The organism is Dyella humi (genome assembly GCF_044904605.1).
Lineage (GTDB): Bacteria > Pseudomonadota > Gammaproteobacteria > Xanthomonadales > Rhodanobacteraceae > Dyella_B > Dyella_B humi.
Window position 1 is genome coordinate 417,438 of record NZ_JADIKI010000022.1, and the last position, 22,771, is coordinate 440,208.

Annotated in this window: 24 protein-coding genes; 18 read left to right on the forward strand and 6 right to left on the reverse strand. The window is 62.4% G+C overall.

Going from position 1 to position 22,771, the window contains the following annotated elements; translation table 11 throughout:
- The first annotated feature begins 40 nt into the window (after positions 1-40).
- Complete coding sequence (locus ISP18_RS06795) at positions 41-643, forward strand: class I SAM-dependent methyltransferase (RefSeq protein WP_380008475.1); 603 nt, start codon at positions 41-43, stop codon at positions 641-643.
- Between the two features lie 12 nt (positions 644-655).
- Here ISP18_RS06795 and ISP18_RS06800 read toward each other — a convergent pair whose 3' ends face one another.
- Positions 656-2,710 carry an EAL domain-containing response regulator gene (locus ISP18_RS06800; protein ID WP_380008478.1) on the reverse strand — a complete coding sequence of 685 codons (2,055 nt, stop codon included), beginning with the start codon at positions 2,708-2,710 and terminating at the stop codon, positions 656-658.
- A gap of 198 nt (positions 2,711-2,908) precedes the next feature.
- Positions 2,909-3,928 carry an EF-P beta-lysylation protein EpmB gene (epmB, locus tag ISP18_RS06805; protein WP_380008481.1) on the reverse strand — a complete coding sequence of 340 codons (1,020 nt, stop codon included), beginning with the start codon at positions 3,926-3,928 and terminating at the stop codon, positions 2,909-2,911.
- Positions 3,929-4,012: 84 nt separating this feature from the next.
- Here epmB and efp point away from each other — a divergent pair, with 84 nt between their 5' ends.
- The 8 genes from efp to ISP18_RS06845 all read left to right on the forward strand — a co-directional run bounded on the left by efp (position 4,013) and on the right by ISP18_RS06845 (position 10,073).
- Entirely contained in the window at positions 4,013-4,579 is a 567-nt protein-coding gene (gene efp, locus ISP18_RS06810) for an elongation factor P (RefSeq protein ID WP_380008484.1), read from the forward strand.
- Between the two features lie 99 nt (positions 4,580-4,678).
- The gene (locus ISP18_RS06815; RefSeq protein WP_380008487.1) at positions 4,679-6,022 is read left to right on the forward strand and encodes a TRZ/ATZ family hydrolase; all 1,344 of its coding nucleotides are present in this window, start codon (positions 4,679-4,681) and stop codon (positions 6,020-6,022) included.
- Positions 6,019-6,273 carry a YciI family protein gene (locus ISP18_RS06820; RefSeq protein WP_380008490.1) on the forward strand — a complete coding sequence of 85 codons (255 nt, stop codon included), beginning with the start codon at positions 6,019-6,021 and terminating at the stop codon, positions 6,271-6,273. Before ISP18_RS06815 ends, ISP18_RS06820 begins: the two co-directional genes overlap by 4 nt.
- 29 nt (positions 6,274-6,302) lie before the next feature.
- Entirely contained in the window at positions 6,303-7,010 is a 708-nt protein-coding gene (gene ubiG, locus ISP18_RS06825; protein ID WP_380008493.1) for a bifunctional 2-polyprenyl-6-hydroxyphenol methylase/3-demethylubiquinol 3-O-methyltransferase UbiG, read from the forward strand.
- Positions 7,007-7,681 (forward strand): HAD-IA family hydrolase, encoded by a 675-nt coding sequence (locus ISP18_RS06830; RefSeq protein ID WP_380008496.1) that lies wholly within the window; start codon positions 7,007-7,009, stop codon positions 7,679-7,681. The genes ubiG and ISP18_RS06830 overlap by 4 nt, the downstream gene beginning before the upstream one ends.
- The gene (locus tag ISP18_RS06835; RefSeq protein ID WP_380008499.1) at positions 7,678-8,535 is read left to right on the forward strand and encodes a squalene/phytoene synthase family protein; all 858 of its coding nucleotides are present in this window, start codon (positions 7,678-7,680) and stop codon (positions 8,533-8,535) included. Before ISP18_RS06830 ends, ISP18_RS06835 begins: the two co-directional genes overlap by 4 nt.
- A gap of 99 nt (positions 8,536-8,634) precedes the next feature.
- Positions 8,635-9,585 carry a GTP cyclohydrolase FolE2 gene (folE2, locus tag ISP18_RS06840; protein WP_380008502.1) on the forward strand — a complete coding sequence of 317 codons (951 nt, stop codon included), beginning with the start codon at positions 8,635-8,637 and terminating at the stop codon, positions 9,583-9,585.
- 59 nt (positions 9,586-9,644) lie between these two features.
- The gene (locus tag ISP18_RS06845; protein ID WP_380008505.1) at positions 9,645-10,073 is read left to right on the forward strand and encodes a YbaY family lipoprotein; all 429 of its coding nucleotides are present in this window, start codon (positions 9,645-9,647) and stop codon (positions 10,071-10,073) included.
- Between the two features lie 52 nt (positions 10,074-10,125).
- On the opposite strand, the gene ISP18_RS06850 is transcribed toward ISP18_RS06845, so the two are convergent.
- Positions 10,126-11,463 (reverse strand): dihydroorotase, encoded by a 1,338-nt coding sequence (locus ISP18_RS06850; protein ID WP_380008508.1) that lies wholly within the window; start codon positions 11,461-11,463, stop codon positions 10,126-10,128.
- Between the two features lie 69 nt (positions 11,464-11,532).
- Positions 11,533-11,805, reverse strand: coding sequence for a membrane protein insertion efficiency factor YidD (yidD, locus tag ISP18_RS06855; RefSeq protein ID WP_380008511.1), 273 nt, complete (start codon positions 11,803-11,805; stop codon positions 11,533-11,535).
- Between the two features lie 122 nt (positions 11,806-11,927).
- On the opposite strand from yidD, the gene dksA reads away from it, so the two are divergent.
- A complete protein-coding gene (dksA, locus tag ISP18_RS06860; protein WP_380008514.1) occupies positions 11,928-12,989 on the forward strand; it encodes an RNA polymerase-binding protein DksA in 1,062 nt (353 codons plus the stop codon).
- Between the two features lie 100 nt (positions 12,990-13,089).
- On the opposite strand, the gene ISP18_RS06865 is transcribed toward dksA, so the two are convergent.
- A complete protein-coding gene (locus tag ISP18_RS06865; protein WP_380008517.1) occupies positions 13,090-13,524 on the reverse strand; it encodes a SufE family protein in 435 nt (144 codons plus the stop codon).
- Between the two features lie 49 nt (positions 13,525-13,573).
- Entirely contained in the window at positions 13,574-14,950 is a 1,377-nt protein-coding gene (cysS, locus tag ISP18_RS06870) for a cysteine--tRNA ligase (protein WP_380008520.1), read from the reverse strand.
- Positions 14,951-15,162: 212 nt separating this feature from the next.
- Here cysS and ISP18_RS06875 point away from each other — a divergent pair, with 212 nt between their 5' ends.
- The 8 genes from ISP18_RS06875 to argC all read left to right on the forward strand — a co-directional run bounded on the left by ISP18_RS06875 (position 15,163) and on the right by argC (position 22,764).
- Positions 15,163-15,723 (forward strand): glycine zipper 2TM domain-containing protein, encoded by a 561-nt coding sequence (locus tag ISP18_RS06875; protein ID WP_380008523.1) that lies wholly within the window; start codon positions 15,163-15,165, stop codon positions 15,721-15,723.
- A gap of 321 nt (positions 15,724-16,044) precedes the next feature.
- A complete protein-coding gene (locus ISP18_RS06880) occupies positions 16,045-17,052 on the forward strand; it encodes an N-acetylornithine carbamoyltransferase (protein WP_380008526.1) in 1,008 nt (335 codons plus the stop codon).
- A gap of 15 nt (positions 17,053-17,067) precedes the next feature.
- On the forward strand, positions 17,068-17,700 hold the full coding sequence (locus ISP18_RS06885; protein WP_380008529.1) for an FMN-binding negative transcriptional regulator: 633 nt from the start codon (positions 17,068-17,070) through the stop codon (positions 17,698-17,700).
- Positions 17,690-18,166, forward strand: coding sequence for an OsmC family protein (locus ISP18_RS06890; protein ID WP_380008532.1), 477 nt, complete (start codon positions 17,690-17,692; stop codon positions 18,164-18,166). Before ISP18_RS06885 ends, ISP18_RS06890 begins: the two co-directional genes overlap by 11 nt.
- Before the next feature lie 23 nt (positions 18,167-18,189).
- Positions 18,190-19,383 carry an argininosuccinate synthase gene (locus tag ISP18_RS06895; RefSeq protein ID WP_380010965.1) on the forward strand — a complete coding sequence of 398 codons (1,194 nt, stop codon included), beginning with the start codon at positions 18,190-18,192 and terminating at the stop codon, positions 19,381-19,383.
- Positions 19,380-20,498, forward strand: a complete 1,119-nt coding sequence (locus tag ISP18_RS06900) for an acetylornithine deacetylase (RefSeq protein ID WP_380008535.1) — start codon at positions 19,380-19,382, stop codon at positions 20,496-20,498. Before ISP18_RS06895 ends, ISP18_RS06900 begins: the two co-directional genes overlap by 4 nt.
- Before the next feature lie 37 nt (positions 20,499-20,535).
- Positions 20,536-21,801: an acetylglutamate kinase gene (locus ISP18_RS06905; protein WP_380010967.1), complete on the forward strand. Its 1,266-nt coding sequence runs from the start codon at positions 20,536-20,538 to the stop codon at positions 21,799-21,801.
- Positions 21,802-21,807: 6 nt separating this feature from the next.
- On the forward strand, positions 21,808-22,764 hold the full coding sequence (gene argC, locus ISP18_RS06910; protein WP_380008538.1) for an N-acetyl-gamma-glutamyl-phosphate reductase: 957 nt from the start codon (positions 21,808-21,810) through the stop codon (positions 22,762-22,764).
- Positions 22,765-22,771 lie beyond the last annotated feature (7 nt).

Here is a 22,771-nt window from a genome sequence, read left to right on the forward strand (position 1 = left end):
TATCCGCGGGGCTTTTGCATTTCCGCGTTCTGACATGGCCATGATCCGGAAATCACAACCGGCCGAACCGCACGGTGTCGCCGGGGCGGTACTCGGGTGGCTGATGCTGGCGCTCAATCGCGGTGACAACGAGCGCGCGCTACAACTGCTCGACGTTCATCCGGATGATCACATCCTGGAGGTTGGCTGTGGTCCTGGGCAATTGATCGAACTGCTGGAGGATCGCGTGCACCAGGGATACGTGGCTGGGATCGATCTGTCCGAAGTGATGGTGCAGCAAGCGCAGCGACTCAATGCGCGCCATATCGCGACTCGACTTGTCGAGGTGAGCCAAGGAACGGTTTCACAGCTTCCGTTCGAAGCGGAAATGTTCGACAAGATTGTGTCGGTGCACAGCTTTCAGTTCTGGCCCGCTCCGCATCACGATCTGCAGGAAGTGAAGCGTGTGCTTCGACCGGGAGGTGTACTCGTTCTCGTTCTTCGCCGTCTCCGACGTAGCAATAAGGCAGCCGCCGAGGTGAACGGCATTGCGAAGGCCTACCCCAACAACGATCTCCATGCGCTCAAGGCTGCACTGTATGCGGCCGGTTTCGCGCAAGTCGACATAGTTGGTGACAAGGACGTGATCGCTATCCGTCCCTGATCCCTTAGGCGTTCACCCGTTCACAGCCAACGGCTGTGGCTCCTGCAGGAAGTTGCCTTGCACGAAATCCACGCCGCAGGCGAACAGCAGCGAAGTGCTGGCGGCGTCTTCTACCCACTCGGCTATGGTCAGGCGCTTCATCTCATGCGCCTGCTGGCAGATCTCGGTGATTTTCTTCTGGTTTTCCGGATGTTGTGGCAGTTCGGCCATGAAGCTGCGGTCTATCTTCAGGTAATCCGCGTGGATGTGGTTGAGCAACTGGAAGGAATTGAGGCCGGAGCCGAACTGCTCCAGCGCGAAATAGCCGCCAAGCTTTTTCCATCCGGTGATGAACTCCTGCGCCGGACGCAGCATCGTCACCACCTTGCTTTCGGTCATTTCCAGCACGAGACGGCCGTGCTTGAGGCTAGCCTGCTTCAGCGTGCGGTCCAGCCACGGCAGCAGGTTCGCCTGTTGCTGCATGGAGTCGGGCGTTAGCTTCACGAAGAATGTGGTGGGCACGCCCAGCCGGTCGCGCGCCTTCAGCGCGGTGATCGCCTGGCTGAGCACCCAGCGATCGATCTCTGCGTTGAGGCCGTGCTTTTCGGCGATCGGCATGAAGAAGCCCGGTGAGACTTCGCCTTGCGGACCGTTCATGCGCAGCAGGATTTCCGAATAGTCGCCCTCGGCGTCCTGCAGGCTGATGCTCTGCTGGTGGTACAGCATGAACTCGTTCTGCGTGAGTGCGCGGCGCAACAGGCTTAGCCAGTTGCGTTCGCGCTCGGCATCGGCTTTCTCGCGTGCGGCCGGGTCGTGCAATTCGTTGCGGTTACCGCCCTGGCCTTGCGCGCTGCGCAGCGCCTGGCCGGCCTGGTTCAGCAGCATGTCGGTGTTGGCGTTTTTCTCGCCCAACAGGCTGCCGCCGATGCTGACGGTGAGCGTGATCGACTGCGAACCGAGGTCGAAGATTTCGCTGGAGATGGCCTTGTGCAGGCCATCGATCCAGGCGCGGATCGCGTCGTCGGTGTCCGTGTGCAGAATCACGCCGATAGTGTGTTCGGCGAGCAGGCCGGCGATGTCCTCCTGACCGAGCTGCGTGTTGACGCGATGCGCAAAAGCTGCAAGCAACTCGTCGGCCTTGCCCAGGCCGACGTTGTTGACGATCGGCGCCCAGTTGTCCGGTTCGATCAGCAGCAAGGTCTGGCCCTTGCGGCCTTCGCTGGCGGCGGCGACGGCGTTGTCGATGCACTCCAAAGTACGGGCGCGATTGAAGAGCCCGGTAACCGTGTCGCGCTGCAGCTGTTCCACCAGGAACGGATCGATCTGCTGGCGACGGAACACGATCTGCAAGCACGGCTCGCCTTCGAAAGTGGCGTGGGCGAATTCGGCTGTGGCTGGAAAGGTGCTGCTATCGGCGCGGCGCGCGTGCAGTTCTAGACGGTGCTCGACCTTCTCGCCCTTGGACAGCGCACGCAGCAGGTTCTTGAAAGCTTCCGCGTCGGATGGGCCGATCAGGTCCAGCACCGGCAGGCAGAGCAGATCGTCGTAATCGGTATAGCCGAACGTATCCAGGTAGGAGCGATTGGCACGCACGTGCATGCCTTCGTGCACGTAGGCGATCGGATCGTTCGAGGAATCCAGCAGGGCGTCGCAACGGCGCTCCGACTCGCGCAGGGCCGCTTCCAGCCGTCGCACTTGGCGGCGCGCGTTGAGCGCATCGAACTCGCGCCGGATCACCGTGATGAGCTGCTTGGGCTGGCTGCGCGCGCCAACGCCGTGCACGCCCTCCTGGAACATGTCAGCCACGCTTTGCTCGTCGACCTTGGGCACGCAGGCGACCAGAGCGATATCGCGCGAACTGGCTTCGATCTGTTGCGCCACGCTGCGCAAGGGCAGGCCGCTGACGGAGGGGTTGTACAGCACCAGGTCGGGGCCGAGTTCTTCGAGCGCTGCGTGGATCTGTTCGAGCGTGGTCGCCCGTGCGGGGCGCACGGCGGTGCCAGCGTTACGCAACAAGGTAATGATCTGTTCCGCGTCCTCCACCGAGTTTTCGACGAAGAGGATCTTGATGACGGAGTCTGTCTTCATGGGCGCGTCGTGCTTTCCTTCGATAGGGCTGCTGGCGCGGAAGGCGTCCGAGGCTAGCCGGCACTGAAATAACGTTTTAACGGATTCCCTTCAGACCCGCCAGCGTCAATGCATCCATTGGTGACGAAGCGCATGGGCAGATCAGCGCTCGGCGGCGGCCGGGTACGACAAGACGGCCGGATGGCCTGCGCAGACAACTCAAAGCGGCCGCTTGGACGGGTCGCCGCCGACCTCGCGCACCAGCTTGGGTACCAGGTAACCCGGCAGGCGGCCGCGCAAGCGTTCGATCAGCGACTGAGCCTGGACATCGGTCACCTCGAAATGCGCCGCGCCCTGCACCCGATCGAGCTGATGCAGGTAATACGGCAGCACTCCCGCGGCGAACATGCGCTCCGACAATGCTGCCAGTATATCGGCATCATCGTTGATTCCCTTTAGCAGCACGGACTGGTTGAGCAGCGTGGCACCTGCCTCACGCAGACGTGCGCAGGCCATATCCACGCTATCGTCGAACTCGTTGGCGTGATTGACGTGAAGCACTACCACCTTCTGCAGCGGCAGCGCCTTGAGCCATGTCACGAACGGTCCGTCGATGCGCTCAGGAAGCACCACCGGCAAGCGGGTGTGGATGCGCAGCCGGGTGACGTGAGGAATATCCGCCAGGCCGTGGCTGAGTTCTTCCAGCTTGCCGGTGGCCAGGGCTAGCGGATCGCCGCCGGACAGGATGAGCTCATTGATAGAGCTGTCCTGACGGATGTGGTCCAGCGCCTGACGCCATTGGCCGGCCGCCGCCATCTCTTCACCATAGGGGAAATGTCGGCGGAAGCAGTAGCGGCAGTTCACCGCGCAGCTGCCGCTGGCGATCAGCAGGGCACGCCCTTGGTATTTGTGCAGCACGCCTTGAGCTTCGCGCGCCGCAAGATCACCCACGGCGTCTGTCACGAAGCCCGATACCTGCTCCAGCTCGGCAAGCTGGGGCAGCACCTGCAGCAGCAGGGGATCGCATGCATCGCCCGCACGCATGCGCGTCGCAAAGCCGCGCGGCACACGTAGCGCGAAACCGGCGTCCGCGGCAGGCAGGCGCTCGGCAAGGTGGCTCAAGCCCAACAGTTCAAGCAACTCACGGCCATCGGTGATGGCATCGCGCCAAAGCTGCCGCCAGTCGGCCTGGGGCAGGGGCGAGTGTGTAATGCGGGCGCCGGGGCTTCCGGTTATCATAGGCGGCTCTATAGGGGCCTGGTGACCCTTGAACGACTCATTTTAGCCGCTGATGGCAGCGGTTTCCTTATCGGAGTGAAGTACATGGCCAGTTATGGTCTCAACGACGTCAAGAATGGTTTGAAGATCATCGTCGACGGTGATCCGTGGATCATCACTGACGCGGAATTTATCAAGCCGGGCAAGGGCCAGGCCTTCACCCGCATCAAGCTTCGCAACCTGCTGAACGGCCGCACCACGGAAAAGACACTCAAGTCCAGCGACTCGTATGAAGGCGCCGACGTGGTCGATACCGACATGCAGTACCTCTACAGCGACGGCGAGTTCTGGCACTTCATGCACCAGGAATCGTTCGAGCAGCACCAGGCCGACGCTACTGCCGTGGCCGATGCCTCCAAGTGGCTGAAGGGTGAGGAGGAGTGCCTGGTGACGCTGTGGAACGGCCGCCCGATCGCTGTGCAGCCGCCGAACTTCGTCGAACTGAAGATCGTGGAGACCGATCCGGGTGTTCGCGGCGACACCTCCGGCGGCGGCGGCAAGCCGGCCAAGCTGGAAACGGGTGCCGTGGTGCGCGTGCCGCTGTTCGTCGCGCAGGACGAAACCATCAAAGTCGATACCCGCTCGGGCGAATACGTCAGCCGTGTGAAGTAACGCATCGGCCCGCGTCTTGGCGCGGCGACGAACGAGTCATCGGGGCGGGCATCGTAAGATGTGCCGCCCCGTCTTATATCCCCCAATAAAAAAACCATCATGACGAGCCAGACTGCACCGCAGCCCGTGGATGTACTCATCGAAGCCCGCTGGGTCGTGCCGGTCGAACCGCACGGCGTGGTACTGGAGCAGCATGCGGTGGCGATCCATGCCGATCGCATCGTCGCCATCCTGCCGATTGCCGAGGCACGCGCCGCCTATGCGCCGCGCGAACGGGTAGAACTGGGTGAGCATGTGCTGATCCCGGGCCTGATCAATACGCACACGCACAATCCGATGACGCTGATGCGCGGCCTCGCGGACGATCTGCCTTTGATGGTCTGGCTACAGCAGCACATCTGGCCGGTGGAAGCGAAGGTGATCGGCCCCGAGTTCGTGCGCGATGGCGTGGAACTGGCCATTGCCGAGATGCTGCGCGGCGGCACCACCTGCGCTAACGAAAACTATTTCTTCCCGGATGCGATCGGCGCGACGTATCGCAAGCATGGTTTTCGCGCCGTCGTCGGCCTACCGGTGATCCAGTTCCCCACGGGGTGGGCGCGCACGCAGGACGAATACTTCGAGCGCGCCGGCGAAACACACGACACGTTCCGTAGCGATCCGTTGATCCGCACCGCGTTCGCGCCGCATGCGCCGTACACGGTGTCCGACGAATCGTTTGAACGCATTCGCATGTTGGCCGATCAGCTCGACATTCCCGTTCACCTGCATCTGCACGAAACCGCGCACGAGGTGGATGAGGAACGCAAAAAGAGCGGCCTGCGTCCGTTCCAGCGTCTGCAGAAGCTCGGCCTGGTGAACGATCGCCTGATCGCCGTGCACATGACCCAGCTCACCGATGGCGAAATCGCCGCTTGCGTCGAAGCCGGCGTGTCGGTGGTGCATTGCCCGGAATCCAATCTTAAGCTCGCCTCCGGTTTCTGCCCGGCGGAAAAACTGCGCAAGGCCGGCGTGAACGTGGCGCTGGGTACGGATGGCACCGCATCCAACAACGATCTGGACATGTTCGGCGAAATGCGCACCGCGGCGTTGCTGGCCAAGGCGGTGGCGGAGGATGCCGCCGCTTTCGACGCCGGCTTCGCGTTACGTACCGCCACCATCCAGGCCGCGAAGGCGCTGGGCCTTGACGCCGAGATCGGCTCGATCGAGGCCGGCAAGCAGGCGGACCTGGCAGCAGTGCGGTTGAGCGATCTGGAAACCCAGCCTCTGTTCCACATCATCTCGCAACTGGTCTACGCCACGGGTCGTCATCAGGTCACCGACGTGTGGGTGGCAGGCAAGCGCAAGCTGGCCGCGCGCGAGCTGGTGGATATGGATGTGGCCGGCATCATGGCGCGCACCCATGCGTGGCGTGAGCGCATTGCGGCGTTGGATCCGGCGTGAAGCGCTTTCTCGTCATCCTGATGCGCCGACCGCAGCTCGACCCAGCGGCCATCCCGCTGCATCGGCAATTTTTGGACACCCTGCGCGAACAGGGACGCAATGAGATGTCCGGCGGTTTCGCTGATCAGTCCGGCGGCGCCTATCTGCTGCGGGCCGAATCGCTGGAAGAGGCGCTGCAGATCGCCCACAACGACCCGGCGCATACTAGCGGCGGCTGGGATGTCACGATTTACGAATGGAACGCAGATTAAATTAGCGCATCCAATAGGAGTCTTTCCTTATGCAAGCCACGCAAAACGTCAGCCAAAAGGAAATAGCGCACTTCGACAAGCTCGCCGCGCGCTGGTGGGATCCCGATGGCGAATCGCGGCCGCTGCATGATCTCAATCCGGTGCGCCTGGACTATGTGGCCAAGCGTGTAGCACTGCGCGGTGCGCGCGTGGCCGACGTCGGTTGCGGTGGCGGCCTGCTTAGCGAGGCGCTGGCGCGCGCGGGAGCAGATGTCGTCGGTATCGATATGAGCTTGAAGGTGATCGAGATCGCGCGACTGCATCTGCACGAGTCGAACCTGAAGGTGGATTACCGCAAGCAATCTTCGGCCGAACTTGCCGCATCCGAACCGGCCAGCTTCGATGCAGTGTGCTGCATGGAATTGATCGAGCACGTGCCTGATCCAGCGGCGCTGGTGCACGATCTTGCCGTGATGCTCAAGCCGGGCGCGCGGCTGTTCATGTCCACCCTCAATCGCACGCCGGCTGCGTTCGGCGCTGCGATCATCGGTGCGGAATACATCGCGCGCCTGTTGCCGCGCGGCACGCATCATTACGCGCAATTCCTCAAGCCTTCCGAGCTCGCACGCCTGTTGCGCCATGAAGGGCTGGAGCTGGAAGACATCAGCGGCCTGGGCTACAACCCGATCAATCGCAAGGCGTGGCAGAGCCGCTTCACCGCCGTCAATTATCTTGTGTGCGCACGAAAACCCACATGAAGCCGCAGCCCCTATCACCTCAAGGCATGTTGTTCGACCTGGATGGCACCCTGCTCGACAGCGCGCCGGATCTACATGCCGCATTGGCTACCTACTGCGGCGAAGTCGGCGCGGCTGTGCCTTCGTATGCGAGTGTGCGCACGGTCGTCTCGCGCGGCTCCCGCGCCATCTTGCGTTGCGCCTTCGATGAAAGCGACGAGGCGCTGCTCGAACGCATGCCGCGCTACCTCGAGCTGTACCACAGCATGATGGCTCGCCATACCCGTCCGTTCGAAGGCATCGAATCGCTGCTCGATATGCTCGAAGGCAACGGCATCGCCTGGGGCATCGTCACCAACAAGCCCGGCTATCTCACCGACGATCTGGTCAAGCAGATCGGATGGGACGAGCGTGCGTGCGCGGTGGTGTCCGGCGATACCTTGCCGGTGCGCAAGCCCGATCCCGCGCCAGTGCTGTTGGCGTGCGAGCGCGCGGGGCTCGATCCCGCGCAATGCTTCTTTGTCGGCGACGATCGTCGTGACGTGTTGGCCGGTCGCGACGCCGGGCTCTACACCGTTGCCGTGCAGTGGGGATATCTCGACGGCGGCGATCCGCATGCCTGGGGCGCCGACGTAGTGGTGACACACCCGCGTGACCTGATCGAGCTGCTCAAGTTGAAGGTTCCCGCGTGAGCGAAGAGGTTGCCCACCACGGCGCGCTGCAAAGCTACGTGGACAAATGGCTAGCCGTACAACCGCAGCAACGCATGGCGCTGGTGTTCGTGGCGCCGAACAAATATCCGGGGCATGTCGCGCTCGCTGCACTTGAGCAGGAATTGCTGTCGGCCGCCTACGGCATTCGCGAGCCGCACGTGGCCGCCACCAAGCTCAATTGGTGGGCGGAAGAACTCAGCGGTGCGGCGGCCAGCGGCGGTCGGCATCCCTTGACCCGCGTGCTGTTCGATGACGAACGCGCACACGCCATGCCGCAGCAGCGCTGGCTAGCGCCGGTACTGGCATCGATGGCACAACTGGACCAGGGCACGGCGGTGGATTTCGCGGCCCAGTTCAATGCTTCTTCTGCGCTGCACGGCGCCCTGGCCGAGTTGGAGACCGCATGGTGGTACGGCGAAACGGCGTCGCCGGAACGCGCCACGCGAGTAGCCACCCTGAGCCACCTGCTGTTTGCGCTGCGCCGCCTGCAGGACGACGTGGAACGGGATCGCCTCCCGCTGCCCATGGCGCGCCTGGCCCGCTTCGGCCTGAACCGCGCCAGTTTGCGCCAACACAGCGACGCAAGAGACCAGGCCATCAAGGCCCAGTTGGATGATCTGCGTACCGCCTGGGGCGAAGCCGCGCGCCTCGATGGCCCGCTCAGCGTGTTCCGCACGCTGGAGGCTGGCGAGGGCGAACGTCTCGCACGCAAGGCAGCGCGTGCCGCAGAGCCCCTGAAAGTGCTGCAGAAAGGCGTGCCAGACGGCGGCTTCATGACCACCCTGCGCGCCTGGCGGGCAGCCCAGCGCTGGCAGTTGCAGGTCGGCGGTTGAAAGCGATAAACGCACTGTTTCCGGCGCGGCACCTGTTGCGACGCGGCAAGCTGCCCCAAGATTAGCCCGGTAGCCGCACGCGCGATCCAAGGAACACCCATGCATACCCACGAAAATACCGTTCGTTTGATGCCCGACGTTGCTAGCCAGGCGCAGCCGCATCTGGCCGGCGCGCTGGATTGGGTCGGCATGGATGGCATCGAAGTACCTGCGCTGTTCGATGCGGGCGACGGCACGGTGCAGCGTTCCTCCGCCCAGGTCGGTGCATTCGTCAATCTCACCCGGCCGGATAAGCGCGGCATCCACATGTCGCGCCTGTACCTGCTGGTCGACGAGTACCTCAGCGCCAAGCCGGTCGACGCCGGCATGCTGGAATCGCTGCTGCGCGCCTTCCTCGATTCGCACAAGGAACTGGCCGACCGCGCCCGCATCAGCATCCGTTTCGACCAGCTCGTGCGCCGCGCGGCTCTGCGCAGCAGCAACAGCGGCTGGCGGGCGTATCCGGTTTCCATCGAGGCCAGCCTGTGCGAAGACGGCTTCCGTATGGAGCTGGGCACGGAAGTGGTCTATTCCTCCACCTGTCCCGCTTCGGCCGCCTTGTCGCGGCAATTGATCCAGGAACAGTTCGCCAAGGATTTCGACGCCGGCAAGCCGCTGGATCACGGTGCCGTGCTGGCCTGGCTTGGCAGCGAGAAGGGCATCGTCGCCACGCCGCACGCGCAGCGCAGCGTGGCGCGCCTTTTGGTGCGTTTCGCCGACAGTGCGCCGTTGAATTTGATCAGTCTGCTCGATCGCGTCGAACAGGCGCTGGGCACACCAGTGCAGACCGCGGTGAAGCGCGAAGACGAACAAGCCTTCGCGCTCGCCAATGGCGGCAACCTGATGTTCTGCGAAGACGCCGCGCGCCGCATCCAGCGTGCGCTGGATGCCGACGACAGCATCGCGGATTTCCACGTACGCCTCGAACACCAGGAAAGCCTGCATCCGCATGATGCGGTGGCCTATGCCAGCAAAGGTGTGGCCGGCGGCTACGGCAACGGGCGGGTCTGATTCAACTTCGTCCCCGGCGCGGTTGCTATCATCCGCGTGTTTGCAGACAAGGAATTTCCATGAAAATCCGCCATGCCGCGCTCTTGGCCGGCGTGCTTCTACTCGCCGGTTGCAGTTGGATGCCGCACTTCGGGAAAAAGAAGGCGCCACCGCAGCAGCAGACCCTGATGAAATCGCTAACTGGCGAAGTCGATTATCAATTGGCGCATGACCTACCACCCGATGCGTATCTGGTGGTGACGCTCAACCGGCAGGATGCGCCCGCGCGCGCGATTGCAACCGATCGCATCGCACCGGTCGGCGCTTCGCCCGTGTCGTTCGTGCTGAGTTACGAACCTAGCGATCTGGACAACGGTACGGATTTCACCGTGTCGGCGAGCATCAAGCAAGGTGACCGCACGCTGGCGACCAGCGATATACAGACGAGAGTGCTTGGAAACTCCGGCAACAACGGGCCGGTGTTAGTGACGGTTTCCGAATTGCACTGAGGCGCCGCTCCCCTCTGCCGAAGGGAGAGGGGCTTGCTGCAATTCGCGAGCTTTATCGATCAAACGCCAACCGCTCGCCGCGCACTGCGTCATCCACCTTCGAGCCATCCCACACGCGTCGACCATTCACGAACGTAGCCGCGATGGAACTGCTGAAGGTGTAACCCTCGAACGGCGACCAGCCGCATTTCGACAGCACTTCGCCGCGGCGCACTGTATGTGGCTTGTTCGGATCGACCAGCACCAGGTCGGCGGCATAGCCTTCGCGCAGGAAGCCACGCTCATGCACGTCAAACAGTGTGGCCGGCGCATGGCTCACCGCTTCCAAGACGCGCTCCAGCGTCAGCTTGCCTTCGGTCACGCGCTGCAGCGCGGCCTGTAGCGCAAACTGCACCAGCGGCAGGCCGGAAGGGGCTTTGTCGTAGAGCTCCCCTTTTTCTTCCAGCAGGTGCGGCGCGTGATCGGTAGCCAGCACGTCGATGCGGCCTTCCGCTAACGCCTTCGTGATGGCATCGCGATCGGCAGCCGTCTTGATGGCAGGATTGCATTTGATCAGGAAACCCAGCCGGTCATAGTCCTCATCGCTGAAATGCAGGAAGTGCACGCAGGTTTCGGCGGTGATCTTCTTGCCTTTGAGCGGTCCAGGTTGGAACAGCGCCAGTTCGTCCGCCGTGGAGATATGCAGTACGTGCAGGCGCGTGCCGTGCTTCTGCGCTAGCGAGATCGCCAGTCGGGTCGACTTGATGCACGCCTCGTGCGAACGGATCAGCGGATGTTCGCGTGCGGGAATGTGTTCGCCGTATTTCTCGCGCGCCTTGGCGTGCAGCGCGTCGATCATCGGCGTGTCTTCGCAATGCGTGATGATCGGCGTGGGTGCCTCGCGGAAGATACCGTCCAGCGTGTCGGGATTGTCCACCAGCATGTTGCCGGTCGAGGCGCCCATGAACACTTTTATGCCCGGGGCGGCCTTGGGATCCAGTGTGCGGATCGCCTCCAGATTGTCGTTGCTGGCGCCCAGGTAGAACGCGTAGTTCACCGCCGAGGTTTCCGCTGCGCGCGCGTATTTGGCTTCCAGCGATTCGCGATCCAGCGCCGGCGGCCTGGTGTTGGGCATTTCCATGAAGCTGGTAATGCCGCCTGCCGCGCAGGCTCGCGATTCGTGCGCGATGTCGGCCTTGTGCGTAAGGCCTGGCTCGCGAAAGTGCACCTGGTCGTCGACCATACCCGGCAGCAGCCACAGTCCGGTGGCATCGATCACCTGTTCGCCGGGGCGGGCGGGCAGGCTGTCACCGATGCTGTCAATGCGTCCGTGCTTCACGCGCAGGTCGGCGTGGAAGCGACGCCCTTCATTGACCAGTTCGGCGTTCTTGATCAACCAATCGTTGGACATGTGGGTTCCTTATGAGGGGGAACGAGGAGCAGGGAACAGGGAACAGGGAACATCCAGTGTACGGCGAGCTCAATGTTCCTCGCTCCCTGTTCCCCGTTCTTGGCTCGAGCGACAGCTAGAAAAATGGAAGTGATCGGGCACCGGATCGTGGCCGCCCGAACACAGCGGCTGGCAGCGCAGTATCCGCCATCCGGCCAGCAGGCCGCCTCGCCATGGGCCGAAGCGGGCCACCGCGACGCGTGCATAATCGGAGCAACTGGGGTAAAAGCGACAACGCTGTCCTAACAGTGGGCTCACGAAGCGTTTGTAGAGGTTGAGTAGGAAGAGGATCAATCGACTCACGGCATTCACATTGCCGAAACCGCCTGTGGCGCCCGATTCGCAAGTATTCCAGAAGGAAGGTTGCCGGTGTGAAGGGTATTGGGCTATAACAGCCGGCCGCCAAGGCCAAAATGGTGAGGTAAATGGCGAAAACCACGCGTAACACCACCGCCGCCAAGAAAGCTGCAAAGGGAAAGGCTGCGGGTAAGAGCAACGAAGCCAAGGCCAGCAAGGCCAAGGTCGCTGCCCCCAAGTCCGCTAAAAAGGCCGAGCCGGTCAAGAAGGCTGCGGTGAAGAAAGCACCTGCCAAGACGGTTGCCAAGAAGGCGCCGGCCAAGAAGGTCGTGCCCAAGCCAGCCGCCAAGCCACAGCCGAAAAAGGCCGAGCCGGTGGCGGTGAAGAAGGCTGCCAAGCCACCGGCACCGAAGCCGGAGCCCAAGCACGCCGCACCTCACGCCGCGCCTGTCGCCAAGCCGGCGCCAGCCAAGAAGGTGGCCGAAAAGCCCATCGCCAAGCCAGCTCCGGCGCCCGCTACGGCGGCAGCCAAGCGGCCGGCACCACCCGTTACACAAACTGCAACACCTCGCCCCGTATCATCACTCGCTGCCAGGCCCATCCCAGGCAAGGTAGCCAGTGCCGTGGGGCCCACGGCGCCGCGCGTAGCGAATGCCACTGCGCATAACTCCACCAGCAAAAAGCAGAAGACCACGCAGTCCTCAATGAATAGTTCCGCTACAACGCTCGATAATGGTGTAACCCGCGAAGACGGCCGTTACGCACTCCCCCTTACGGTCAACATCGACCTGCCACCGGGCTATCGCCCGTCGTCCGACGAGGAGTACATGAACCCTCGTCATCTGGCCTACTTCCGCAACAAGCTCCGTCAATGGCGCGAGCAACTGGTGGAAGAATCCCGCCAGACCATGGAAAACCTTCGCGACGAGGTGCGTGACGTAGGTGATGAGGCCGAACGCGCCACCCGCGAAACGGAAAACTCGCTGGAGCTGCGCACCCGCGATCGGTACCGCAAACTGATCTCCAAGATCGACAAGGCACTGCGTCGCATTGAGGAAGGCCGTTACGGCTACTGCGAGGAAACCGATGAGGAAATCGGTCTCGAACGCCTCGATGCCCGCCCGATCGCCACGCTGTCGCTGGATGCGCAGGAACGTCGCGAGCATCTGCAGAAGCAGATGGGCGACTGACGATCGCGGTTTCATTTGAAACGACAAAGCCCCGCTTAGTGCGGGGCTTTTTTGTCGTTGCGGGTTGGGGTTCGGCTGCGCCTCGCGCCAACCTACATCATCAACGCTTATCGAGCGCCGCCGCGTACGCCTTCAACCTCGCCAGCATTGCCGCCAAACCATTCGAGCGCGTCGGCGACAGGTGCTTGGCCAGCCCGATCTCCTGGATGAACGCCGGCTCGGTCGCAACGATCTCCGCCGCCGGACGATCCGAATACACGCGCAGCACCAGCGCGATCAGGCCGGAGACGATGGCCGAGTCGCTGGTGGCGTCAAAGTGCATGTTGGAAGCGTCGCCGCTAGGTACCAGCCACACCATCGACTGGCAGCCGTGTACGCGGTACTCCTCGTTCTTCCACTCGTCCCGAAACGGCGGCAGTTGCTTGCCGAGGTCGATCAGGTATTGGTAGCGCTCGGTCCAGTCGCCGAAGAAAGCGAATTCGTCGGCAATGTCTTGTTGGGCTTGGGCGGCACTGGCGGGGGCAAGGGTGTTCATAAATGTATTATCGCGCGGTTCGCCTTAGCTCGGGCCGAACTGCGCCATTTCAATGCTTGGCCACGCTCCAGCGAGTGCCCTGGGCGCCGTCTTCAATCACCACGCCCATGGCGCCAAGTTCGTTGCGGATCGCATCCGCGCGCGCAAAATCGCGGGCGGCGCGGGCGGCGCGGCGTTCCTCCAGCAGCGCTTCGACGCGTTCGGCATCCACCGTGCCGCTGCTGGCCTGCTTGAACCAGGCTTCAGGATCCTGCTGCAGCAAGCCAAGCACCGCGCCACCGCCGAGCAGGGCGGCCTTGGTGGCTTGGCTGGGTGTTTGCCGCGCGGTATCGGCAAGCACCGACAATTCGGCCAGGGCCTGCGGGGTGTTCAGATCGTCGCAAAGGGTGGCTTCCAGGCGTTCGGGTACCGGCAAAGGCTGCGTAGTGTCGATGCCAATGTCGCCAAGTTCACGCAATACGCGGTACCAGCCGTCCAGCGTGCTGATGGCTTGCGCAATAGCCGCATCTGACCAATCCAGCGGCTGGCGATAGTGGCCGCGCAGCAGCAGCAGGCGTAGTGCTTCGTGCGGATACTGCTTGAGCAATTCATGCACGTGCAGCACGTTGCCCAGCGACTTGGACATCTTGCGCCCTTCGAAGGTGAGCATGCCGTTGTGCAGCCACCAGCGCGCGAACACCTTGCCACCATGCGCGCAGGTCGATTGGGCGATTTCGTTTTCGTGATGCGGAAACTGCAGATCCACGCCGCCGGCATGGATGTCGATGGTTTCGCCCAGATGCGCCGCACTCATCGCTGAGCACTCGATATGCCAGCCGGGCCGGCCGCGTCCCCATGGGCTGTCCCAGCCGGGCAGTTCTGGCGTGGAGGGCTTCCACAGCACGAAGTCGGTGGGGTTCTTCTTGTAAGGCGCCACTTCCACGCGCGCGCCGGCAATCAACTCGTCGGTGTCGCGGCCGGACAGTGCGCCGTAGGCAGGGTAGGAAGCCACGTCGAACAGCACATGACCTTCCGCCTCATAAGCGTGTCCGCCCTGGATCAGGGCCTGGATCATGGCGATGATCGGGCCGATATGCGCGGTGGCATGCGGTTCCACGTCTGGCGCGGCAATGCCCAGCTCGGCCATGTCCTCGCGGTAGGCCTGAGTGAAGCGGCTGGTGATGGTGCCGATCGGCACGCCCTGCTGGATGGCGGCGGTATTGATCTTGTCGTCCACGTCGGTGATGTTGCGGGCGTAGATCACTTGCGGGTAATGCCGACGCAGCAACTTGACCAGCACGTCGAACACCACCGGGCCGCGCGCGTTGCCGATGTGCACGTAGTTGTAGACCGTGGGCCCGCACAGGTACACCGTCACCCGGTTCGGATCGAGCGGCGCGAAGGGCTCGATGCGGCGGCTGAGGCTGTTGTAGAGCGAGATCGGCATGATGGTGTTCCGCGGCGGGCTCAGTCGGGTCAATAAGCCCGTCATCTTATCAAGGTCTTGCGCTCGAACTGCTCTGAAAGCTGGCGAAGTTTCGAAAACAGCGTTGAAATCAGCATTAAGTCACGGCAGTTCTAAGCGTGGATTCAGAGTGAATTTGCTGCAATCTGCACATGCGCGGAAATGCGCCTTCATCCCCTTTGCGGAGGTTGTTCATGAACAAAAAGATGCTGTTACTCCCCGCGCTTGCGCTGGCCGTGCTTTCCACGAGTGCCATGGCGCAGCAGGGGGAGTATCCGCCGCCGCCTCCACAGGGTGGTGGCGCTTCCGGTCCCGATAACGCTCATTACGCATGGGCCGACGTCCTGCGTGTGGATCCGGTGTACGGGGTGGCCCGCACGGCAACCCCCAGCACGCAGTGCTATGACCAGCAGGTGGTGCAGCAGACCCCGGGTAACAAGGGTGTGGGCACCGTGCTGGGCGCGGTCGTCGGCGGCGTGCTCGGCAGCACTATTGGCCATGGCCGCGGCAACACGGCAGCCATCGTCGGTGGCGCGGTGGCCGGTGGCGCGGTCGGCAATTCCGTCTCCAGCGGTGGGCAGACGTACACCTCCAACCAGACTGTCTGCCAGCCGGTCACCCAGGTTAGCGATCAGCGCCAGATCATTGGCTACGACGTGGAATATCGCTATCACGGCGACGTCTACATGTCGCGCCTGAGCTACGATCCGGGCGAGCGCCTGCGGGTGCGGGTGAGCGTATCGCCAGCCGACTGATCGGCCCTCCGATTCGTCTCCAGGCGACCGCTGCCTCCGGCGCGGTCGCTTTTCTTTTTTGACGCGTAAACTTTCCTGTTGCACAGCAACGAGAATCCCGTCATGATTGGGATTCGACCCACCCGGACCCCTCATGTCTTCAGCCGTCTATACCGCTACCGTGCTTACCAGTGCCCGCATGGCCGCTGGCATGACCTCGCGTGCGCGTCGACCGCTGAACCGACATTCGGCCGGGTAGGCTGTCGCCACGTTGCATGTGTAATACGACGACGAAACCCGGCCCTTGCGCCGGGTTTTTTGCTTTTCTGACTGGAGTCAACGATGTCGCTTCGTCACTTCCTCACCACTCAGGATTACAGCCGCGCCGAGATCGATGCGCTGCTTGAACAGGCCGCCGCCTTCAAGCGTTCGCCGCGCGGCCAACAGCTCGCTGGCAAGTCGGTGGCGCTGCTGTTCTTCAATCCCTCGATGCGCACGCGCACGAGTTTTGAGCTGGGTGCGTTTCATCTCGGCGGCCATGCCATCGTGCTTTCGCCCGGTAAGGATGCATGGCCGATCGAGTTCCGTCCCAATGTGGTGATGGATGGCGAAGCGGAAGAACACATCGCTGAAGTGGCACGCGTGTTGAGCCGCTACGTCGACCTAATCGCCGTACGCGCATTCCCGAAATTCCAGGACTGGTCGGTAGATCGCGAAGATGCCGTCATCAAGGCGTTCGCCCAGCACGCCACCGTGCCCGTGATCAACATGGAAACCATCACGCACCCCTGCCAGGAACTGGCGCATGCGCTGGCGCTGAAGGAGCGCTTCGGCGATCTCACCGGTCGCAAGTACGTGCTCACCTGGACCTATCATCCCAAGCCGCTCAACACCGCGGTGGCCAACTCGGCGCTACTCATCGCCACCAAAATGGGCATGAACGTCACGCTGCTATGCCCAACGTCCGATTACGTGCTGGACGAGCGCTATATGGCGTACGGCGAACAGAACGCGAAGGAAAACGGCGGCTCCCTCACCGTCAGTCACAACATCGAAGAAGCCTATCGCGGCGCCGACGTGGTCTACGCCAAAAGCTGGGGCGCACTACCGTTCTTCGGCAACTGGGAAGCCGAAAAGCCGATTCGTGACGCGCACAAGCATTTCATCGTCGACGAAGCGAAGATGACGCTCACCAACAACGGCGTCTTCAGCCACTGCCTGCCGCTTCGCCGGAATATAAAGGCTACCGACGCGGTGATGGATTCGCCGGCCTGCATCGCCATCGACGAAGCCGAGAACCGCCTGCACGTGCAGAAGGCGGTAATGACTTCGCTGATCGCGCAACGCTGAGCTGCGGAACACGGCATGTACCTGCCTAAGAGCTTCCATGAAACGCACATTGAGGTGCTGCATGCGCTGATGCGTGACTACCCGTTCGCCACGGTAATCACGCACGGTGCCGACGGGCTGGCTGCGAATCACCTGCCGCTGGAATTGGCCGGTGAGACTTCGTTGCACGGTCACGTAGCGCGTGGCAACGAACTGGCGAACGCCGATGGCGCACGAGTGCTGGTGATCTTTCACGGCGCGGACGGCTACGTCAGCCCCAATTGGTATCCGAGCAAGCACGTGACAGGCCGCGAAGTGCCTACATGGAACTATGCGGTGGTGCACGTGCATGGTCGCCTGCGCGTGGTGGATGACAAAGCCTGGCTGCGCCAGCTGTTGGAGCGGCTGACGAATCGGCACGAAGCTTCGCAGCCGAAACCCTGGCGCGTCGACGATGCGCCGGAAGATCACATCGAAAAAATGCTGCGCGCAATCGTGGGCATCGACATCGTGATCGAGCGCATCGAAGGCAAATTCAAGCTGAGCCAGAACCATGTCGACACTAATCGCGCAGGTGTTCTACATGGACTGGCTGAACGTGGTGGCCGGCGCGACGCCGAGCTGGCCGAACTGATGCAGCAAGCCGAGGAGCGCCGACGTGGGGAATAAGCAGCACCAGTATCCAGTTCAAGTGGTATGGACCGGCAATCACGGCAGCGGCACCAAAACCTACCAGGGTTATGGCCGTGAACATGAAATCCACATTGCCGGCAAACCGGTGATCGCCGGTTCGTCCGACGCCGCTTTTCGTGGCGATGGAAGCAAGCACAATCCCGAAGACATGTTGGTCGCCGCGCTGTCGAGCTGCCACATGCTCTGGTACCTGCATCTTGCGGCGGTGGCGGGCGTGGTGGTGACCGAGTACGTCGACGAAGCTGTCGGCACGCTGGTGGAAGGTGCCAGTGATGGCCGTTTCACCGAGGCTGTGCTGCGGCCGCGCGTGACCATCACTGCCGGTAGCGATCCCGAAGTCGCCAAGCGCGTGCACGAAGATGCGCACCACGCCTGCTTTATTGCCAATTCCGTCAATTTCCCGGTGCGCTGCGAACCGCGCATTGTCATCGAATCCGTGTAAACAACCTTTCTTTTGGATCCAGCATCATGAGCAAAGATATCGTTCTGGCCTTCTCCGGCGGTCTCGACACCAGCTTCTGCATCCCTTATCTGCAGGAACGTGGCTGGGCCGTGCACACTGTGTTCGCCGATACCGGTGGCGTCGACGCGGAGGAGCGCGCCTATATCGAAGCGCGCGCCAAGGAATTGAAGGCGGCCAGCCATGTTACGGTCGATGGCGGCCCGGCGATCTGGAACGGTTTCGTGAAGCCGTTCGTATGGGCGGGCGAGGGTTACCAGGGGCAGTATCCGCTGTTGGTATCCGACCGCTACTTGATCGTGGATGCCGCACTCAAGCGCTGCGCTGAGCTGGGTACCAAGGTGATCGCGCACGGCTGCACCGGCATGGGTAACGACCAGGTGCGCTTCGATCTGGCGGTAAAGGCGCAGGGCGACTACGAGATCGTGGCGCCGATCCGCGAGATCCAGAAAGAACACACCGAAGTGCGCGCCTACGAGCAGAAGTATCTGGAAGCCAAGGGTTTCGGCGTGCGCGCCAAGCAGAAGGCATACACCATCAACGAAAACCTGCTCGGCTTGACCATGTCCGGCGGCGAGATCGACCGCTGGCAGGCCCCCGGCGAAGGCGCGGTGGGCTGGTGCAAGCCGCGTTCCGAATGGCCGTCCAAACCGCTGCGCCTGAAACTCAGCTTCGTCAACGGCGAAGCCGTGGCGCTGGACGGCGAAAAGATGGAAGGCCACAAGCTGCTCGCCAAGCTCAACAGTCTGTTGGCGCAATATGGCGTGGGCCGCGGCATCTACACCGGCGACACCACCATTGGCCTCAAGGGCCGCATCATTTTCGAAGCGCCGGGTTTGACCACGCTGCTCGCCGCGCATCGCGCACTGGAAGAAGCCGTGCTCACGAAGCAGCAGAACCGCTTCAAGCCGGATGTGGCGCGCAAGTGGGTGGAGCTGGTGTACGAAGGCTTCTTCCACGATCCGCTGAAGACCGATCTGGAAGCCTTCCTTGCTTCCAGCCAATCGACGGTCAATGGCGACGTCGTGCTCGAAACCAGCGGTGGCCTCGTCACTGCGGTGGCGATTGAATCCAAGCACATCCTCAACGCCAAGGGTGCCACTTATGCGCAGGCGGCGGACTGGGGCGTGGCCGAGGCGGAAGGCTTCATCAAGCTGTTCGGCATGAGCAGCACCTTGTGGGCCGAGGTCAACCGATGAGTGCGACCCTCGGGAATGCAACCTTGCTGGATGCAACGCTGACGCATCTTCGCGCGCTCGTGTCATACGACACGCGCAATCCGCCGCGCTCGATCGGCACCGGCGGCATCTTCGACTACCTGCGCGAGCAGTTGCCGGGTTTCGACGTCAAGGTCACCGACTACGGCGCCGGCGCGGTGACGCTGTATGCCGTGCGCGGCAGGCCCAAATACCTGTTCAACGTGCATCTGGACACCGTGCCGGATTCGCCGCATTGGACGCGCGATCCGCACGTGTTGGAAGTGACGGAAGATCGCGCGATCGGGCTTGGCACCTGCGATATCAAAGGCGCAGCGGCGGCGTTGGTCGCCGTAGCGAACGCCACCGAAGGCGATCTGGCTCTGCTGCTTTCCACCGATGAAGAAGCCAACGATCCGCGCTGCATCGCCGGCTTCCTCAAGGAAGGGCACAAGTACGATGCCGTGATCGTCGCCGAGCCGACGCGCGGCGAAGCGGTGCTGGCGCATCGTGGCATTCATTCCGTGCAAATGCGTTTTAGCGGACAGGCCGGCCACGCCTCAGGCGAAATCAAGGTTAGCGACAGCGCTGTGCACCAGGCCATCCGCTGGGGCGCGGCGGCGCTGAATCATGTGGATAGCCTCACGCATGAACGCTTCGGCGGCCTCACCGGCTTGCGCTTCAACATCGGTCGGGTGGAAGGCGGTATCAAGGCGAACATGATCGCGCCGACCGCCGATGTGCGCTTCGGTTTTCGCCCGTTGCCGAGCATGGATCCGGATCAGCTGCTGGAAACCTTCCGTACCTTGGTGCAGCCGCAGCCGGTGAGCTACGAAGAACTGTTCCGCGGCATGTCCTTGCCAGCGGGTGATGTATCCACCGCGGAGACGCGCCGCCTCGCCGCACGCGATATCGCCGATGAACTGGGCATTCCGGTAGGTAACGCCGTCAACTTCTGGACCGAAGCGGCGCTGTTCTCCGAAGCCGGTTACATCTCCTTCGTCTCCGGCCCCGGCGACATCGCGCAGGCGCACACCGCCGACGAATGGGTCGCGCTGGATCAATTGCAAGCGTACGCAGCAACCATCTACGAGATAGTGAACCGTGGAAGCGCATAAGAACACTCGCCAGACCATCGTGCGGCTACTGTCCGCCATGGGCAGCGCCAAGGAAATCCAGCAATACCTCAAGCGCTTTTCGCAGCTCGATGCCAAGCGCTTTGCCGTGGTGAAGGTCGGCGGCGCGGTGCTGCGCGATGAGCTCTCCGATCTCACCTCGTCGCTCACCTTCCTACAGCAAGTGGGCCTGACGCCGATCGTGCTACATGGCGCAGGCCCTCAGCTTGACGAGGAACTGCAGGCCGCCGGTATCACCAAGCAGACGGTAAATGGTCTGCGCGTCACTTCGCCGAAAGCCCTCGGTATCGTGCGTCGCGTGTTCCAGCAGGAAAACCTGCGCCTGGTCGAAGCGCTGCAGGCCATGGACACGCGAGCCACCTCGGTGCCTTCCGGCGTGTTCATGTCCAGCTTTCTGGACAAGGATGTGTACGGCATGGTGGGCAAGGTCGACAGCATCAATCTCGCGCCGATCGAAGCCAGCCTGCGCGCCGGCTCCATTCCAGTGATCGCGAGCCTTGGCGAAACGGACGAAGGCCAGTTCCTCAACATCAACGCGGACTTCGCCGCCAATGAACTGGTGCGCGTGTTGCAGCCGTACAAGATCATCTTCCTGACCGGCACCGGGGGTCTGCTGGACGATCAGGGACGCATCATCGACTCGATCAACCTCAGCACCGAATACGAGCACTTGATTCAGCAGCCGTGGATCAACGGCGGCATGCGGGTGAAGATCGAGCAGATTGCCGATCTGCTGCAGAGCCTGCCGTTGACCTCATCGGTATCGATCACGCGTCCTTCCGAGCTGGCGAAGGAACTGTTCACGCATAAGGGCTCGGGCACGCTTGTACGCCGTGGCGAGAAAGTCTTCCGCTTCGAAAGCTGGGAAGGCGTGGACCAGGAACGCATGCGCACGCTGATCGAATCCAGCTTCGGCCGCAAGTTGGTAGATGATTATTTCGCGCGCACCAAGCCCTATCGCATCTACGTCAGTGAGAACTATCGCGCCGCGATGATCCTGACCGAGGTGGAAGGTCTGATCTATCTGGACAAGTTTGCTGTGCTGGACGATGCGCAAGGCGAGGGCCTGGGCCGTGCCGTGTGGCTGGTGATGCGTGAAGAAAATCCACGCTTGTTCTGGCGTTCGCGCCACGGCAACCAAATCAATCATTTCTATTACGCCGAGTCGGACGGCTGCTACAAGCAGGAGCGCTGGAAAGTGTTCTGGTACGGTCTTGACGGCTTCGACACCATCGCGCGCTGTGTTGAACACTGCGCCGTGCGCCAACCGACCTTGATGGATTGAGCAAGCATGACGACTTCGAAGAAACGCATCGGCATCGTCGGCGCACGCGGCTACACGGGCGCGGAACTGATTCGCTTGGTGGCGGCGCATCCGGCGTTGGAGCTGGCCTATGTCTCCTCGCGCGAATTGAACGGCCAGCGCGTGGAAGAACACGTCGAGGGCTATCGCGGTGAGCTGTGCTATAGCTCGCCTGCGCATGAAGAACTTCCTGCACTCGATGCCGATGTCGTGGTGCTGGCGCTACCGAACGGTAAGGCTTCCGTTTGCGTGGAAGCGTTCGACGCGGCCGGAAAAGATCCGGTCATCGTGGATTTGTCAGCGGACTATCGCTTCGACAACGGCTGGTATTACGGTTTGCCGGAACTCACCCGCGACAAATGGCGCGGCGAGAAGCGCATCAGCAACCCCGGCTGCTACGCCACCGCGATCCAGCTTTCCATCGCGCCGCTCAAGGACCTGCTCGCGGCGCCGCCGGTGTGCTTCGGCGTATCCGGCTATTCGGGCGCCGGCACTACGCCGTCCGACAAAAATAATCCTGAAAAGCTGCGCGACAACCTGATCCCGTATTCGCTCACCGGGCACATGCACGAGAAGGAAGCGAGCCGGCACCTGGGCATTCCCGTGGAATTCATGCCTCACGTGGCGCCGCATTTTCGTGGCCTCACCGTCACCACCAATCTCTATCTTTCGCGCCCGTTGAAGCGCGAGGACGTGCTGGCACGCTTCCAGCAGGCGTTCGAAGACGAGAAGTTGGTGCGCGTGTTGGACGAAGCGCCATGGGTGAGCCGGATTGCCGGTAAACATTACGCGGAGATCGGCGGATTTGCGTTGTCGGCTGATGGTAAGCGGCTGGTGGTGGTTGCCACGCTAGATAACTTGCTGAAGGGCGCGGCGACGCAGGCGATGCAGAACATCAATCGGGCGATTGGGGTGGATGAGTACATCTCGATTCCACTCGGTTGACTCCCTC

Bases quoted from the DNA above. Each gene is read 5' to 3' on its own strand.
- ISP18_RS06795 (WP_380008475.1), top strand. From the start codon at position 41: ATGATCCGGAAATCACAACCGGCCGAACCGCACGGTGTCGCCGGGGCG.
- ISP18_RS06800 (WP_380008478.1), bottom strand. From the start codon at position 2,710: ATGAAGACAGACTCCGTCATCAAGATCCTCTTCGTCGAAAACTCGGTG.
- epmB (WP_380008481.1), bottom strand. From the start codon at position 3,928: ATGATAACCGGAAGCCCCGGCGCCCGCATTACACACTCGCCCCTGCCC.
- efp (WP_380008484.1), top strand. From the start codon at position 4,013: ATGGCCAGTTATGGTCTCAACGACGTCAAGAATGGTTTGAAGATCATC.
- ISP18_RS06815 (WP_380008487.1), top strand. From the start codon at position 4,679: ATGACGAGCCAGACTGCACCGCAGCCCGTGGATGTACTCATCGAAGCC.
- ubiG (WP_380008493.1), top strand. From the start codon at position 6,303: ATGCAAGCCACGCAAAACGTCAGCCAAAAGGAAATAGCGCACTTCGAC.
- ISP18_RS06830 (WP_380008496.1), top strand. From the start codon at position 7,007: ATGAAGCCGCAGCCCCTATCACCTCAAGGCATGTTGTTCGACCTGGAT.
- folE2 (WP_380008502.1), top strand. From the start codon at position 8,635: ATGCATACCCACGAAAATACCGTTCGTTTGATGCCCGACGTTGCTAGC.
- ISP18_RS06845 (WP_380008505.1), top strand. From the start codon at position 9,645: ATGAAAATCCGCCATGCCGCGCTCTTGGCCGGCGTGCTTCTACTCGCC.
- ISP18_RS06850 (WP_380008508.1), bottom strand. From the start codon at position 11,463: ATGTCCAACGATTGGTTGATCAAGAACGCCGAACTGGTCAATGAAGGG.
- dksA (WP_380008514.1), top strand. From the start codon at position 11,928: ATGGCGAAAACCACGCGTAACACCACCGCCGCCAAGAAAGCTGCAAAG.
- ISP18_RS06865 (WP_380008517.1), bottom strand. From the start codon at position 13,524: ATGAACACCCTTGCCCCCGCCAGTGCCGCCCAAGCCCAACAAGACATT.
- cysS (WP_380008520.1), bottom strand. From the start codon at position 14,950: ATGCCGATCTCGCTCTACAACAGCCTCAGCCGCCGCATCGAGCCCTTC.
- ISP18_RS06875 (WP_380008523.1), top strand. From the start codon at position 15,163: ATGAACAAAAAGATGCTGTTACTCCCCGCGCTTGCGCTGGCCGTGCTT.
- ISP18_RS06880 (WP_380008526.1), top strand. From the start codon at position 16,045: ATGTCGCTTCGTCACTTCCTCACCACTCAGGATTACAGCCGCGCCGAG.
- ISP18_RS06885 (WP_380008529.1), top strand. From the start codon at position 17,068: ATGTACCTGCCTAAGAGCTTCCATGAAACGCACATTGAGGTGCTGCAT.
- ISP18_RS06900 (WP_380008535.1), top strand. From the start codon at position 19,380: ATGAGTGCGACCCTCGGGAATGCAACCTTGCTGGATGCAACGCTGACG.
- ISP18_RS06905 (WP_380010967.1), top strand. From the start codon at position 20,536: ATGGGCAGCGCCAAGGAAATCCAGCAATACCTCAAGCGCTTTTCGCAG.
- argC (WP_380008538.1), top strand. From the start codon at position 21,808: ATGACGACTTCGAAGAAACGCATCGGCATCGTCGGCGCACGCGGCTAC.